This is a genomic window from Aquabacterium sp. A3, assembly GCF_038069945.1.
Taxonomy (GTDB): Bacteria; Pseudomonadota; Gammaproteobacteria; order Burkholderiales; family Burkholderiaceae_C; genus Aquabacterium.
Map to the genome: position 1 here is coordinate 1,881,478 of NZ_JBBPEV010000001.1, position 14,945 is coordinate 1,896,422.

The 14,945-nt window shown below is 66.3% G+C and carries 12 protein-coding genes; 10 read left to right on the plus strand and 2 right to left on the minus strand.

Annotation, left to right across the window (positions count from 1 at the left end; genetic code table 11):
* Positions 1–9: 9 nt before the first annotated feature.
* Positions 10–432 (minus strand): LapA family protein, encoded by a 423-nt coding sequence (locus tag WNB94_RS08240; RefSeq protein ID WP_341389607.1) that lies wholly within the window; start codon positions 430–432, stop codon positions 10–12.
* Between the two features lie 135 nt (positions 433–567).
* On the opposite strand from WNB94_RS08240, the gene leuS reads away from it, so the two are divergent.
* From leuS to WNB94_RS08270, 6 genes are all read left to right on the plus strand, one after another.
* The gene (gene leuS / locus WNB94_RS08245) at positions 568–3,312 is read left to right on the plus strand and encodes a leucine--tRNA ligase (RefSeq protein WP_341389608.1); all 2,745 of its coding nucleotides are present in this window, start codon (positions 568–570) and stop codon (positions 3,310–3,312) included.
* A gap of 30 nt (positions 3,313–3,342) precedes the next feature.
* A complete protein-coding gene (locus WNB94_RS08250; protein ID WP_341389610.1) occupies positions 3,343–3,921 on the plus strand; it encodes an LPS-assembly lipoprotein LptE in 579 nt (192 codons plus the stop codon).
* Between the two features lie 15 nt (positions 3,922–3,936).
* The gene (gene holA / locus WNB94_RS08255) at positions 3,937–4,986 is read left to right on the plus strand and encodes a DNA polymerase III subunit delta (RefSeq protein ID WP_341389611.1); all 1,050 of its coding nucleotides are present in this window, start codon (positions 3,937–3,939) and stop codon (positions 4,984–4,986) included.
* 187 nt (positions 4,987–5,173) lie between these two features.
* On the plus strand, positions 5,174–6,445 hold the full coding sequence (locus WNB94_RS08260) for a condensation domain-containing protein (RefSeq protein WP_341389612.1): 1,272 nt from the start codon (positions 5,174–5,176) through the stop codon (positions 6,443–6,445).
* A gap of 151 nt (positions 6,446–6,596) precedes the next feature.
* Positions 6,597–6,821 carry a hypothetical protein gene (locus WNB94_RS08265; RefSeq protein ID WP_341389615.1) on the plus strand — a complete coding sequence of 75 codons (225 nt, stop codon included), beginning with the start codon at positions 6,597–6,599 and terminating at the stop codon, positions 6,819–6,821.
* Between the two features lie 24 nt (positions 6,822–6,845).
* Entirely contained in the window at positions 6,846–9,281 is a 2,436-nt protein-coding gene (locus tag WNB94_RS08270; RefSeq protein ID WP_341389616.1) for a putative bifunctional diguanylate cyclase/phosphodiesterase, read from the plus strand.
* A 33-nt stretch (positions 9,282–9,314) separates the two neighbouring features.
* Here the strand turns inward: WNB94_RS08270 and WNB94_RS08275 are convergent, their stop codons facing one another.
* Complete coding sequence (locus WNB94_RS08275; RefSeq protein ID WP_341389617.1) at positions 9,315–9,698, minus strand: thioredoxin family protein; 384 nt, start codon at positions 9,696–9,698, stop codon at positions 9,315–9,317.
* A 145-nt stretch (positions 9,699–9,843) separates the two neighbouring features.
* Between WNB94_RS08275 and WNB94_RS08280 the strand changes: the two genes are divergently transcribed.
* From WNB94_RS08280 to WNB94_RS08295, 4 genes are read left to right on the plus strand one after another with little or no spacing between them, the layout of a single operon-like run.
* Positions 9,844–12,933, plus strand: coding sequence for a type VI secretion system Vgr family protein (locus WNB94_RS08280; RefSeq protein ID WP_341389618.1), 3,090 nt, complete (start codon positions 9,844–9,846; stop codon positions 12,931–12,933).
* A gap of 4 nt (positions 12,934–12,937) precedes the next feature.
* Positions 12,938–13,807, plus strand: coding sequence for a DUF4123 domain-containing protein (locus WNB94_RS08285; protein ID WP_341389620.1), 870 nt, complete (start codon positions 12,938–12,940; stop codon positions 13,805–13,807).
* 1 nt (position 13,808) lies between these two features.
* A complete protein-coding gene (locus WNB94_RS08290; RefSeq protein ID WP_341389621.1) occupies positions 13,809–14,573 on the plus strand; it encodes a DUF3304 domain-containing protein in 765 nt (254 codons plus the stop codon).
* The gene (locus WNB94_RS08295; RefSeq protein ID WP_341389622.1) at positions 14,570–14,944 is read left to right on the plus strand and encodes a hypothetical protein; all 375 of its coding nucleotides are present in this window, start codon (positions 14,570–14,572) and stop codon (positions 14,942–14,944) included. Before WNB94_RS08290 ends, WNB94_RS08295 begins: the two co-directional genes overlap by 4 nt.
* Position 14,945 lies beyond the last annotated feature (1 nt).

Sequence of the window (14,945 nt, forward strand, 5' to 3'; positions counted from 1 at the left end):
CGCTCTACCTCACCCCCGAGGCACCCCCAACGCCCGCTCCACCTTGTCTTCCAGCTCACCCACGCTGGCGGCCAGCGAGTTGCTGGCCTGCTCGATCACGGTGCGCTGACGCGCCTCCAGCTGCTCCAGAAAATGGCGCAGCTCGGTGAAGCGCGAGGCCTCGGCCTTGTCGGCCAGGTCGCGGCTGGCGAGCATCTCTTTGCTCATGCGGCGGGCCTCCATCAGGGCCGAGCCCTGCAGGTACACGGCATACGCGGCCACCAAGGCCACCAGCACGCTCATCAACACCAGCAGGGTCAGGCCCAGGGGCAACTCCAGCGTGGTGGGGCCCACCGACAGGCCCACAGGGGCCGTCATGGCGGCCCAGTTCAAACCCACCAGCGCCACCACCAGGGCCAGCACCACCAAGATCGCCACAGTCAACACGCGCATGGTCTCCTCCATTTCCAATTGGTACCAACACATTAGAACCCGAAGCGCCAAGGCGTGCGGTTGGCCGCGCGACATGCCCCAGCGCACCGCCTTCCTATAATTGCGGTCTCACCTTCCCAGAGCCCAAGCTGCCCCATGAGCGCCCCCACCGATACCCAGACCTACGACCCGCGTGCCGTTGAAGCCCGCGCCCAGCAACATTGGGCCGACGCGGACGCCTACCGGGTGACCGAGGACGCCAGCAAGCCGGCGTTTTACGCCTGCTCGATGCTGCCTTACCCCTCGGGCAAGCTGCACATGGGCCACGTGCGCAACTACACGATCAACGACATGCTCACGCGCTACCTGCGCATGAACGGTCACAACGTGCTGATGCCCATGGGCTGGGACGCCTTCGGCCTGCCGGCCGAGAATGCCGCGCTCAAGAACAAGGTGCCGCCCGCCGCCTGGACGTACGACAACATCGCCTACATGAAGAAGCAGATGAAGGCGATGGGCCTGGCCATTGACTGGAGCCGCGAAATTGCCACCTGCCAGCCCGAGTACTACCAATGGAACCAGTGGCTGTTCATCAAGATGCTGGAAGCCGGCATCTGCGAGCGCCGCACGCAAACCGTGAACTGGGACCCGGTGGACCAGACCGTGCTGGCCAACGAGCAGGTGATCGACGGCAAGGGCTGGCGCTCGGGCGCGCCGGTGGAGAAGCGCGAGATCCCGGGCTACTACCTGAACATCACCAAGTACGCTGACGAGCTGCTTTCGGCCGTGGCCAACCCTGAGGACAAGAATTACCTCAGCGGCTGGCCCGAGCGCGTGCGCCTGATGCAGGAAAACTGGATCGGCAAGTCTGAAGGCGTGCGCTTTGCGTTTGCGCATGACATCAAGGGTGCTGACGGTGCCTTGATCAACAACGGTCAGCTGTGGGTCTTCACCACCCGCGCCGACACCATCATGGGCGTGACCTTCTGCGCCGTGGCGGCCGAGCACCCGCTGGCCCTGCATGCCGCGGCCAGCAAGCCCGAAGTGCAAGCCTTCATCGATGAATGCAAAACCGGCGGCACCACCGAAGCCGAACTGGCCACCCAAGAGAAGAAGGGCGTGCCCACGGGCCTGTTCGTCACGCACCCCCTCACTGGTGAAAAGGTGGAAGTCTGGGTCGGCAACTACGTGCTGATGAGCTACGGCGATGGCGCCGTGATGGGCGTGCCCGCGCACGATGAACGCGACTTTGCGTTCGCCAAGAAGTACGGCATCGCCATCAAGCAGGTCATTGCCGTGGAAGGCGAAGCTTTCAGCACCGATGCCTGGGCTGAGTGGTATGGCGACAAGCAAAAGGGCGTGTGCGTCAACAGCGATGCGCTGAATGGCCTGTGCCACAAGGACGCCGTCAACAAGGTGGCCGAACTGCTCATCGCCAAAGGCATCGGCGAGAAAAAAACCACCTGGCGCCTGCGCGACTGGGGCATCAGCCGCCAGCGCTACTGGGGCACCCCCATCCCCATCATCCACTGCGCCGACTGCGGCCCGGTGCCGGTGCCCGAAAAAGACCTGCCCGTGCGCCTGCCCGAAGACGTGGTGCCCGATGGCAGCGGCAACCCGCTCAAGTCGCGCCCCGACTTCCTGAACGTGGGCTGCCCCAAGTGCGGCAAGCCCGCCCAGCGCGAAACCGACACGATGGACACCTTCGTGGATTCGAGCTGGTACTTCCTGCGCTACACCTGCGCCGACAACCACGGCGCGATGGTCGATGAACGCACCAACTACTGGATGGGCGGCAACCACGCCTCCGGCCCGGGTGGCATGGACCAGTACATCGGCGGCATCGAACACGCCATCCTGCACCTGCTGTACGCGCGCTTCTGGACCAAGGTCATGCGCGACCTCGGCCTGGTCAAGGTCGATGAGCCCTTCAAGAAGCTGCTCACGCAAGGCATGGTGCTCAACCACATCTACAGCCGTCGCACGGCCAAGGGTGGCAAAGAGTACTTCTGGCCGCACGATGTCGAGCACGTGATGGACGAGGCCGGCAAGGTCATCGGTGCCAAGCTCATCAACGCCGTCGACAGCGCCGACGGCCAGCTACCCGTGGGCACCGCCATCGACTACGAAGGCGTGGGCACCATGTCGAAGTCGAAGAACAACGGCATCGACCCGCAAGAGCTGATCGAGAAGTACGGCGCCGACACGGCCCGCCTGTACACCATGTTCACCGCCCCGCCCGAGCTCACGCTGGAGTGGAACGACGCCGCCGTGGAAGGCAGTTACCGCTTCTTGCGCCGGGTGTGGAACTTCGGCATGAAGCTGCAAGGCCTGGGCGAAGCCGGCGCGGCGGGCCTGGCCCAGGGCGCAGCGTCGCTGGCCGACGTGGCCTTTGGCAAAGAGGCCAAGGCCCTGCGCCTGGAGATGCACACCGTGCTCAAGCAGGTGGACTACGACTACCAGCGCATGCAGTACAACACGGTGGTGTCGGGCGCCATGAAAATGCTCAACGCGCTGGAAGGCTTCAAGGCCACCGACACGGCCGACGGCCAGATCGCCCTGATCGAGGGCTTTGGCATCTTGCTGCGCAGCCTCTACCCGGCCACGCCTCACCTGGCCCACGCGCTGTGGAGCGAGCTGGGGTATGCCGGTCAGTTGGGTGATTTGCTGGACGCGCCCTGGCCCAAGGTCGACCCGGCCGCCCTGGTGCAAGACGAGATCGAGCTGATGCTGCAGGTCAATGGCAAGCTGCGCGGCTCGATCAAGGTCAGCCCGCAGGCCGACAAGGCCGCCATCGAGGCCGCTGCCCTGGCCAGCGAAGACTTCGCCAAATTCAGCGAAGGCAAGGCGCCCAAGAAGGTCATCATCGTGCCGGGCCGCCTGGTCAACCTGGTGGTCTGATCGATGAAGCCCAGCGCAGGTGTTAAGGTCATGACCATGCAACGTCGCCAACTCTTGAGCCTGCTGGGTGCCGCGGCGTCCCTGCCATGGGTCACCGGCCTGAGCGGCTGCGGCTTCCAGCTGCGCCGTGCCCGGCCCATGGCCTTCCAGTCCATCCAGCTCAAGGGCTTTGAGGCCTCGTCGCCCCTGGCCGCCGAGCTGGCGCGCAACCTGGAGGCCAGTGGCGTGTCGGTGGTGGACAGTGTGGCCCAGGCCGCCCAGCTGGCCGGCACCACCAGCAGCCCGGCGCAGCACCTGGTGTTCGAGGCGCTGCGCGATTCGCAAGAGCTGGCCGTGGCCACCAAGACCGCCTTCGGCCAGGTGCGCAGCATGACCGCCCGCAACCGCCTGCGCTTTCAGGTGCGCCGCGCCGACGGCAGCCTGCTGATGCAGCCTGTCGAGATCGGCCTGGACCGCGACCTGAGCTACAACGAGCAGGATGCGCTGGCCAAACAAGACGAATCGGCCGCGCTCAACCGCGCCATGCAAACCGACATCGTGCAGCAGGTGCTGCGGCGGCTTCAGGCCATCCGGCCCGAGCAGCTGCCCACGCCCGCCGGCGAACGCTGAGCCTGCGCCGCCACCATGCAATGGCGTCTGGATCAGCTCGGCGCGCACCTGAGCAAAGGCCCCCTCAAGCCGGTCTACACCCTGCACGGCGACGAGGCCCTGCTGCAGCAGGAAGCGGGTGATGCGGTGCGTGCGGCGGCCCGACAGGCCGGCTACACCGAACGGCAGGTGCACACGGTCACCGGGGCGCATTTCGACTGGAGCAGTCTGCTGGGCGCGGCCAGCGAAATGTCGCTGTTTGGCGACCGCCAGCTCATCGAGATCCGCATCCCGTCGGGCAAGCCGGGCAAAGACGGTTCCCAGGCCCTGCAACAGTACGCGCAGGCTGCCGCTGGCAACGACGGGCTGCTCACGCTGATCACCCTGCCCCGGCTGGACAAGCAGCAGCAATCCAGCGCCTGGTTCACCGCGTTGGACGGCGTGGGCCTGAGCCTGCGCTGCGACCCCATCGAGCGCCAGGCCCTGCCCGGGTGGATCGCTCAGCGCCTGGCGACCCAAGGACAGCAGGTCGAACCTGGCGAGCTGGGTCAGCGCACCCTCGCTTTTTTTGCCGACCGGGTAGAGGGCAATCTGCTGGCCGCCCACCAGGAAATCATCAAGCTGGGCCTGCTGCATGGCCCTGGCACCCTCACGGCCGAGCACATTGAAGCCGCGGTGGTGGACGTGGCCCGCTTCAACGTGTTCAAACTCAGCGAGACCGTGCTGTCCGGTCAGATCGACCGCACCCTGCGCATGCTGGACGGGCTGGAAGCTGAAGGTGAGGCCGCCGTGCTCGTGCACTGGACGCTGAGCGAAGACATCCTCACCCTGCAACGTGCCCGCAAGGCCATGGACGCCGGCAAGCCTGTGCCGATGGTGCTGCGCGAGTTGCGGGTCTGGGGCCCCCGTGAGCGTCACTTCGAACGCATCCTGCCGCGCATCAAGCCCGCCATGGTCAGCCGGCTGCTGGCCTCGGCGGCGGCGGTCGATGGCGTGGTCAAGGGCCTGCGTCACCCGCAGTGGCCCGCCGATCCCTGGGAGGCCATCCGCCGCCTGGCGGTGCAACTGGGGCGGGCGGCGGCCTGACACAAGTGCAGGAAAGCCCCCAAGCGACACCGGTGCAACCCTGTCTATAGTCGGGGTTGCCCCAATGACCCACGTTCGATGCCGAGCGTGATGACCACGGAAGCCCTGAGTTGTGCCCGCCTCCGCCTGCCTCCCACTGAACCGATCCGAACACCTGTACTGGGCTGGCGAAGGCCTGTTCGGGCCCATGAACCAGCCCTACATGCTGCGCTTTGATGGCCCGGTAGACGAAGCCCTGGTGCGTCGCACCTTGCGCACCATGCTGACGGCCTTTCCCCGCATGCGGGGCGTCATCAACCCCGGCATCGTGCGCTACCACCTGCGCATCCTGCCCGACGATGCCCATGCCGACCTGCTGTTCGACGACGCCTATCGCATCCAGCCCGGCATTGACCCCACCGACACGGCCGCACTGCAGGCCTTTCATGGCCCCTTCCTGAACGAGGCCATGCCCCTGGAGCGGGGCCTGCCCTGGCGGGCGCGGTTCTTCCCGCACCCCACCCAGCCGGCCCTGATGTTCTCGATGCACCACATCATGGGCGATGGCCGCTCGATGGTGCAGTTGATGTGCGCCATCATGGCCGGCCTCAATGGACGGCCCATCACCCCCTGCCCGCTGGAGTCGCCCTCGATGCTGCCCGCGGTGCTGCCCAAGCGCTGGCCAGAATGGCCGGCCAGCATCAGCGCCTGGTGGCGGACCTTGCAGGCCGACAAACAAGCCGCACGCGGGCAACGCGTGCTCAGCCTGGCCACCCACCGTGCCACCGAGTTTGCGCCCACCACCGTGCACTACAAAACACTGGGCACCTCGGCCAAGGGGCTGCGCGAGCTGTCCAAATCACTCAACACCACCAGCAACACCCTGCTGACGGCCCTCATTGCCCAGACCTTTCTGGCCATGGCACCCAACGACCCCCAGGCGGTCGCGGCCATCCGCATCTCGGTCGACCTGCGCCGGTACTTCCCTGAAGGCCAGGCGCCCCAATTCGGCAACCACGTGGCCACCTTCGTGGTGCGTGCCACCCACCAGCCCAGCCTGGCGCAGCAAATTGCCTCGCTGGACGCCCAGGTCAAGGCCGGGCTGGCCCGCCTCGAGCGACGCGAACAGGCCCTGCCCCTGTTGCTGTACGAATGGCTGCCCTTGATCGGTCGCACGCTGTACAGCAAGATCCTGCTGCAGGCCAAGCGCAAGGGCTCTCTTGAGCAAGTGAGTATTCACTTCACCAACCTGGGGTCGGCAGAATTCATCAACCCCGAAGGGGCTGAGCGCAGGCTCGCCGAGATGTGGCCGATCACCAACAGCACCGGTCTGCTGATCGCTGCACTCACCTTGAATGATCGCCAGTTGTTTTCAGTGTGCCATCCCCGAAACGACCACCCGGTGGAAGCGGTCGAGCGGTTCATGGACAACCTCGATCAGCAGGTGACATCGCTGATCGAGCTGGGCGCCCAACCCTGAGCCGCACGGGTGGTGTGTGACGCACCGCGTGTGATGCCCTGCACGAAAAGCCCGGTTTTCCGGGCGCTCTTGGAGGCCACAGACCTTCACCAGACCGCCATCATGGCCGACAACAAGATGTCAGATGTTGTGACACCTTCGGACTGCGCCCATGATCGCCACGCCCACACCAGTAGCCAGCCTCCCCTGCGCGCCGCGCCCCCTGTCGGCGCAGGTGACGCCCGCTGCCGACGACCACACCGCGCCAACGGACACCACCCCCACCCCCGGGACGGCCGACCATTCTCACGCCCACTGGCTGGACCTGGCGCTGGCCGTCTGGCTGGATGACGCCGGCACGCAGGGCGCCCCCTCGCAAACCGCCAGTGATCACTGACCGGCAACCTGCCATGATCCACGCATGCTGCTGGGCTTTCTGAATCCCCACCGCCTCCAGACCCGCATCGTCGGGACCTTCCTGGGGCTGCTGCTGCTCATCCAGGCGGTGAGCTACTGGTTCGTGCAGCACAGTGTGGAAGACAACGCCCGCAGCGTGATCCGCGCCGAACTCGTCACCGGCGAGCGGGTGTTCAAACGCCTGCTGGAGCAGAACCACGACCAGCTCAACCAGGCCACCCGCGTGCTGGCGGCCGATTACGGCTTTAGGGCGGCCATCGCCAGCAACGATGGCGACACCATGCAGTCGGCGCTGGAAAACCACGGTGAGCGCATCCAGGCCAGCATGGCCTTGTTCGCCGACGCCAACTTCAAACTGAAAGCCGCCACCGGCGAGCAGCCCAACCGCTTCCTCAGCGCCGTCAAGCAACACGCCAAGGCCGGCAGTGACGACCAGGGCCTGCGCCACCAGGTGGAGCTCATCGACGGCCAGCCCTACCAGATCGTGGCCGTGCCCGTGCGGGCGCCCGCCTTGATCGGCTGGGTAGGCATGGCATTCAAAATGGACGCCGGCCTGCTGCTGGACATGCAGCAGCTCTCGGGGCTGGAGGTGGCTTTGTTGCATGGGGGTGCCGGCAAAGGTTCGCAGGTGGCCATGGCCACACTGCCCCAAGGGCTGTGGCCCGCACTCTTGCCCGACAAGGCCATGGCTGCCGTGGGCCACAAGGCCAGCGCACCGCAAAACGGCCAGGTGGTGGACCTTCAAACCGAACAAGGGGTGTACGCCGCCGTGGCCATGCCGCTGCCCGGCGCTGGCGGCCAAAGCGATGTCACCGTGGTCTTGCTGCGCTCGGTGGACCAGGCCATGGCCACCTACCGGCGGCTGCAGACCACCTTGCTGATCCTGACAGGTCTGGGCATCCTGGCCTTCAGCATCGGCTCGGTGCTCACGGCCCAGCGCATCGCCAGACCCCTGCGCCGGCTGTCGAACGCCGCGCGCCGACTGGGCAGTGGCGAATACGGCGTCAGCCTGAGCACCTCGGCCCGCGGCGAAATTGGCGAACTCGCGCAATCGCTCGAATCCATGCGGCAGGCCATCCAGCATCGCGAGGTCGAGATCCGCCGCCTGGCCTTCCAGGATGCACTGACCGACCTGCCCAACCGAGAGCAGTTCCGCACCGACCTGCGCAAGGCCATCGGCCACAACGCCGCCTCGGGCACGCCCTGCGCCGTGCTGTTGATGGACATGGACCGCTTCAAGCACGTCAACGACGTGCTGGGCCACCGGTTCGGCGACCGGCTGTTGCGCGCCGTCGCAGGGCGATTGCGCGAAGAGGCCTTCGACGACCAGCGCGCCGTGCTGGCCCGCCTCAGCGGCGACGAATTCGCCGTGCTGCTGACCAACGCCGACGCCAATGTGGCCACGCCGGTCGCCCAACGCATCCACCGGGTGCTGGAGCGTCCGTTCGTGCTGGACGACCACACGGTGGACCTCAGTGCCGGCATCGGCGTGACCGTGTGCCCAGAGCACGGCACCGACGCCGACCAGCTGCTGGCCCGCGCCGAAGTGGCGATGTACGTGGCCAAAGAGCGGCAGGCCGGCACCGTGATCTACCACGCCGGACTGGACACCAGCAGCGAAGAATCGCTCACCCTGCTCAGCGAGTTGCGCCAGGCCGTCGAGCACGACCAGCTGCGCCTGTTCCTGCAGCCCAAGGTGTGCCTGCGCAGCGGCCAGGTCATCGGCGCCGAAGCCCTGGTGCGCTGGGAGCACCCCACGCGGGGCATGGTGCCGCCCATGCGCTTCATCCCGTTTGCGGAACAAACCGGCTTCATCCGCGCCTTGACCATGTGGATGCTGGGCGAAGTGGCGGCCATGGCCCGCCGTCTGGCCGACCAGGGGCTGAGGCTGAAGATCGCCGTGAACCTGTCCACCCGCGACCTCATGGACCAGGAGCTGCCCGTCAAGATCGAAGCCCTGCTGCAACGCCAGCAGGTCGACCCCACCCTGATCGTGCTGGAGATCACCGAAAGCGCCATCATGGACGACCCGCAGCGCGCCCTGCAAACGCTCAACCGCCTGCACAGCCTGGGCCTGAAGCTGTCCATCGACGACTTCGGCACCGGCTACTCTTCGCTGGCCTACCTCAAACGTTTGCCGGTGGACGAGCTCAAGATCGACCGCTCGTTCGTCATGAACATGGAGACCGATCTGCAAGACGCCAAGATCGTGCATTCGACGGTGGAGCTGGCCCACAACCTGGGGCTGAGCGTGGTGGCCGAAGGCGTGGAGGCCGCCAAGCACTGGAAGCTGCTGGCCAAGCTGGGCTGCGACGAGGCCCAGGGCTACTTCATTGCCAAACCCATGCCGGCCCCCGACTTCATGCCCTGGCTGAGCCAGTGGCACGCCCCCGACACCGACCAGGAAGAGCTGGGCACCGCCTTCGCCGCCCTGACCTGAGCCAGCAGGGCTTACCAAGGGCTCACCAAGGGTTCACAAGGCCCGCGCCAGCGCCTCCACGGCCTCGGCCTGGTCAGGCGCCAGACCCAGCGATGCAGCCGATGGCCAGTGCCCTTGGCCGGCCAGCACCGCCTCGGCCTGGGCCGCATGCACGCTCACCAGCCGCTGCGCGTCATTGAGCCTGGGCAACACCGGCCCGGCAAACAGCACCTGCCCTCCACAGGCCAGCACCAGGGTGGGAAACGTTTCCACATCGATGTCGCCCACCAACGCGGCCTCGTCCTCGATGTCGATCCAGCGATAACGGTGCATTGGCGCAGCCCCCTGCAAGGCCTCGAACGTGACCTGGTACTCGCGGCACGTGCCGCACCAGGCGGCACACAGGCAGACGATGTCGAGAACGGCAGAGGTGGACATGGGCGGATTTTGGCAGCAATACGCAGTGCCGCCCGGCGCCGGCGCAGTTGCACCCTGTAGCAATTTCCCCCCATGGAGGCGAAAAGCCCCTTGTGTGCACGTCGATAGACTCGGCGCATCACGATTCAAGCAGCTTGGGGGATCCATGTCGTTGAGCAACGCCCTGTCGGCGTGGCTGCCGCAATGGCGGCTTTGGCACAGCCAGACACGCCTGTACCAGCTGGAGGCGGTGGGCTCCGGAGCCTCGGATGAGTCCTTCCAGGATGCACTGGGCGACCTGATGGTCGAACGCTTTGTGCTGCACGAGGCCCTGTCAGAGCCCTTCGTGCTGGAGTTGCAGGTGCTGTCACTGCGGGCCGATCTGCCCCTGAAGGCCCTGCACGGCCGCGCTGTGCGATTGGGCATCACCCTGGCCGACGGCCAGCGCAGCCACCGCAGCGGCCACATCGCCCGCGCCAGCGCGCTGGACGCCGATGGCGGCCTGGCCCGCTACCACCTGCGCGTGCAGCCCTGGCCGGCCCTGCTCAACGCCACCCTGGCCAGCCGGGTGTGGCAAGAGCGCACGGTGGTTGAGATCGTTGACGACGTCTTCACCGACCACCAGGGCGTGGCCGCCTGGCGCTGGGATGCCGACGTGCCCGCCCACGTGCGTGGTGGCCTGTACGCCCGCTTTGGCGGCCAGCGCCCCTACTGCGTGCAGTACCGCGAGACCGACCTGGCCTTTGTGCAGCGCCTGCTGGCCGAAGAAGGCATCGGCTGGCGCGTGGAAGAAGCCCCGGCCGACGACCACCAGGCCCCCGGGGGCCACACCCTGGTGCTGTTTGCCAGCAGCGCCGCCCAGCCCGAAGACCCCAGCAGCGCCAGCGACCTGGGCGGGCGCGGCATCCGCTACCACCGCAGCAGCAGCCAGGAGGTGCAAGACAGCATCCAGGCCCTGGGCGCGGTGCGCCAGTTGGGCCCCACCAGCACCGTGGTGGTGGGCTGGGACAGCGAGGCCCAGCAGGTCGTCCACGCCGAGGTGCCCACCCACCACCAGTGGGGCGGCCCCGAGGCCCGCCACCTGCAGCACTGGCTGAGCAGCTACGACCCCCACCACAGCCTGGCCGCCCTGGGCGCCAACCCCCAGGCCTGCGCCACCTGGCTGCAAGAAGCCCGCGAGGCCCGCTACAAACGCTGGCTGGGCCGCGGCAGCGTGCGCACCCTGCGGGCGGGCACCTGGGCCGAGGTCACGCAATCCACGCTCGACATCACCCTGGACAGCCTCCTGGCTGAGGCCACCGACCGCCCAGACCCGGACGCCCGCCGCTTCCTGTTCACCCACGTGCAGGCCGTGGGCATCAACAACCTGCCGGCCGACCTGCAGGCCGCCGCCGACCAACTGCTGGGCCCACACGCCGTGGACGCCCTGGACGACCCCGGCGAGTGGACAACCACCCCGACACCCACCCCTGATCACGCCGCGACGGATCAGACCACGGCTGCGGCCCTGTGGCGCCAGGCCCGCGCCACCGGCTACGCCTGCGCCTTCCAGGCCCTGCGCCGCAATGTGCCCTGGCGCCCGGTATGGCTGGACGACACCGGCCTGCGCCCCCGCCCCCGGCCCACCGCCCTGGGCTTGCAAACCGCCATCGTGGTGGGGCCCGACGGACAGCCCTTTGCCCAAGGGGCCGATGAGCTGCACACCGACGGCCAAGGCCGCGTGAAGGTGCGCTTTCATTGGCAGGCCAACCCCTACGCCCCACCCCAGCGCGCGCAAAGCGACCACAGTTGCTGGCTGCGCGTGGTGCAGGCCCACAGCGGTGTGGGCATGGGCCAGCAGTTCATCCCCCGCATCGGGCAGGAAGTGCTGGTGAGCTTCATCAACCACGACATGGACCTGCCCTACGTGCAGGCCAGCCTGTACAACGGCCAGGGCGAAGGCGGCATCCCCCGCACACCGGGCGGCCAACCTGCCGCCAACGACACCAGCCCGTTCAACAGCTCCACCGACCACCTCGCCAGCGCCCAGGGCAACCGCATCGCCAGCGGCACCGGCGGCCACAGCCCCGCCTGGCACGGCGGCGCCCCCGGGGCGGCCGTGCCCGGCCAGGACGGCCAGGCCAACGCGGCGGCGCTCAGTGGCGTCAAGAGCAAAGAGTTTGGCGGCCACGGTGCCAACCAGCTGGTGCTGGACGACACCCCCAGCCAGGGCCGCGTGCACCTGCACAGCAGCCAGCACCAGACCTGGCTGAGCATGGGCCACCTGCTGCACCAGGCCGACAACCACCGAGGCAGCTTCCGGGGCCTGGGGCTGGAGCTGCGCACCGACGCCTGGGGCGGCCTGCGCGCCGTGCGCGGCGTCATGCTCAGCACCTTTGGCCTCAGAAACGGCCTGGGCAATGGTCTGGGCCAAACGCCCGAAGGCGCAGGCGACAACGCCGCCGGCATCGCCCTGGCCAAACAAATGCAGCAACTGGCCACCACCTTCGGCCAGGCCGCCACCACGCACCAGACGGTGGCCGTGGCCGCCGCCCAAGGCAGCCACGCTGCAGGCCAAAGCACGCTGGACGACACCCTGGCCCCGGCCGCAGCGCTCACCAAGAGCCTCAGCGGCATGGTCAGCTCCACCAGCCTGCCCAAGGCCCTGGCCGACGCGGCGGACAAGAACACGGCCACGACAAAAGACAAGGTGCCCCACACCGCCGACCCCGACATCGCGCTCGTGGGCAAGGCGGGCATTGGCCTGACCGCCGGGCAAGACATCCACCTCAGCAGCGGTGATGCCTCCACCCTGGCCACGGGCGAAGACACCCACTGGGCCATCGGCGGGCAGGCGCGCATCCACACGGGGCAGGCCATTGGCGTGCTGGCCGGGGCCATGCAGGCGGGCAATGAGGCCGCAGGCAAGGGGCTGACGATGGTCGCCGCCGGTGGCCCCATCGACCTGCAGGCCCAGGCTGGGCCCGCGCAGATCGCGGCCAAGCAGCGGCTGGAGTTGAAGACGGCCAGCGGGGTGGTCAACCTGGCGGCGGCCAAGAAGGTGGTGCTGGCCGTCAGCGGTGGCGCCAGCATCATCATCGAAGGTGGGCAACTCACGGTGCAGTGTCCTGGCACGCTCACCATCAAGGCCGGGAAGAAGTCGATGGTGGGTGGCGCGACCCAATCCGTGAGCTTCCCAGCCATGCCCAAGACGATCTGCGTCGAGTGTTTGCGCAAGTCATTGCAAGCGGCGCCAGCATTCACCCGTTTGGAGTGAGCTCGTGATCGACCCGTTTGCACCCGAATGCCTCCAGCAACTGCAGCGCATGGTGTCTGAATCGGCACACCCCAGCTACCTGCTGATCGACGGCGTCTTCTTGCCGGCCATCCAGCCCTTGTTGGCCGGCTGGTCGTCATCGATCACGGACCAGCACGCACTGTTCAGCGATCGGGCCAATGGAAACGCCGAAACGCTGGCGGCATCACCCTGGCTCTTACCCTGCGCAGACCAGGACTCGGCGGTGAGCCAACTGCTGACCGCCTGCGACCGGCTGCCGGCGGTCACCCTGATTCGCTCACCATCAAACATCGCCACATTGCTGGCCCGACTGAAGCGCTGGACGGTGGTGAACTGCGACGGCATGCACTTCAATTTTCGCTACCCCGACACACGCCGCTTGCCTGGCATCCATGGCGTCATGACCGACCAACAACGCCACGCCCTGTTTGAGGAAGATGCGTGGTCGTACATTGGGCGAGATGGCCGCTGGCATCACCTGCCCACTATCCCTCCTTCAAACGCCACACACCCCAAGGCGGCAGACGATTGGGGAGACCCTGAACTGACAGACACCCAGTTTGCAGCCCTGTTAGCCGACAGCGAGCCCGATGAACAGCTGGCCGCCGTGTGGCAGGATCTGCCAGACGACGCGCCTGCCCGCACCACCGCATTGCCCTCGCAAGTCCATGAATGGACTGCATGCGCGCTGGCCCACGCAGACCGCTTGAACATCGCCGACATGCCCGAGCGAACGCGCCTGTGCGCCTGGGTGCTGTCAGGTGATCCAAAGACACGTTTGACGACATTGATGCAGCAGGCCGAATGGCCAACCAGTGCCCTTGAGGATGACTTGCTGCGCGAAGGGGTTTGATATGCCACTGCTCTCGCATTTGACAGCCCGCCACTGGGCGCGTGTTGCCAGCACCTCACTGTGCATCGTGCTGGCCTCGCTGCTGCCATCGGCATGCGCGCGCACCGGTGACACGGTCGGCGTTTCTGTGTCTGCCATCAATTACACCGATCAGGAGCTCAATGCCTACCTGTTCATGTCACCAGATGGCGAGAAAAAACAAGTGGCGGGTGGCGAGCCGGTACGGCCCTTTGGAGGCGGTGGCGTGATGTGCTGCATCAGCCTGCCCACGACATGGCAGCCGGGCATCAAAGTTGTCCTGCGTTATGACTGGTGGCAAGGGCAAGACAAGCCCCGTCAGTACATCAACAAAGAGTTCGAGGTGCCGCCCTACCCTGATGGCCAGGTTGGCACGCTGTGGGCCTTGTTTTACCAAGATGGCAGCGTCGAAGTCGTTTCCAGCGACTTCGCTCCCGGACACGAGAAGTGGCCGGGAAAGATCAATGGTGGCCCGACCCCCACGCTGGAATACCGCCGCAAGGTCTGGCAAGAGGACTATGACCAAGAGGCGTCTTTGCTGCCTTATTACGACAGCCTAGCCAAGGGACCCAGTGAGCAACAACTGATTGATGCTTGGAAGGTCATGGCAGAACGGCAGAGTGAAAAGTTGGGAGGCTTTACAGGTGCAAATGACCCCAAGTTCAGAGAGATGCTGATCGAGCGAGGCAAAGACGGCGCAATCTCGCTTCGGCAGCAGTTGGCAGAAATGGAAATGCACAAGCCATGAGCATGCAAACAGCATTGATTTCTACGTTGGACGTGCAGTCAAACTCTGATCCGACGAGCTTTGAGCGCTTTTTCTCCCAGGCCGAGCGAGAAGTACTAAAGGACAAATTCCAGAAGCCTAGAGAAACCGTCCCCCTCTGCCAACCCGGCAAGTCCTGCGAGAACAACCTGTTTCTTGGATTCTTCTTTGATGGCACGCGCAACAACTACGCGCTGTCGGAAGAGTCAGGACAGTTCACGCATTCCAACGTTGCCCGCCTGTACGCCTGGGTGCGGTCAGGTGATCCCAAGACACGTTTGACAAGATTGACGCAGCAGGCCGATTGGCCGACAAGCGCACTTGAGCGCAACATGCTGGACGAAGAGGTTTGAC

Coding starts and splice junctions, on each gene's coding strand:
- WNB94_RS08240 (WP_341389607.1), bottom strand. CDS start 432: ATGCGCGTGTTGACTGTGGCGATCTTGGTGGTGCTGGCCCTGGTGGTG.
- leuS (WP_341389608.1), top strand. CDS start 568: ATGAGCGCCCCCACCGATACCCAGACCTACGACCCGCGTGCCGTTGAA.
- WNB94_RS08250 (WP_341389610.1), top strand. CDS start 3,343: ATGACCATGCAACGTCGCCAACTCTTGAGCCTGCTGGGTGCCGCGGCG.
- holA (WP_341389611.1), top strand. CDS start 3,937: ATGCAATGGCGTCTGGATCAGCTCGGCGCGCACCTGAGCAAAGGCCCC.
- WNB94_RS08260 (WP_341389612.1), top strand. CDS start 5,174: ATGAACCAGCCCTACATGCTGCGCTTTGATGGCCCGGTAGACGAAGCC.
- WNB94_RS08265 (WP_341389615.1), top strand. CDS start 6,597: ATGATCGCCACGCCCACACCAGTAGCCAGCCTCCCCTGCGCGCCGCGC.
- WNB94_RS08270 (WP_341389616.1), top strand. CDS start 6,846: ATGCTGCTGGGCTTTCTGAATCCCCACCGCCTCCAGACCCGCATCGTC.
- WNB94_RS08275 (WP_341389617.1), bottom strand. CDS start 9,698: ATGTCCACCTCTGCCGTTCTCGACATCGTCTGCCTGTGTGCCGCCTGG.
- WNB94_RS08280 (WP_341389618.1), top strand. CDS start 9,844: ATGTCGTTGAGCAACGCCCTGTCGGCGTGGCTGCCGCAATGGCGGCTT.
- WNB94_RS08290 (WP_341389621.1), top strand. CDS start 13,809: ATGCCACTGCTCTCGCATTTGACAGCCCGCCACTGGGCGCGTGTTGCC.
- WNB94_RS08295 (WP_341389622.1), top strand. CDS start 14,570: ATGAGCATGCAAACAGCATTGATTTCTACGTTGGACGTGCAGTCAAAC.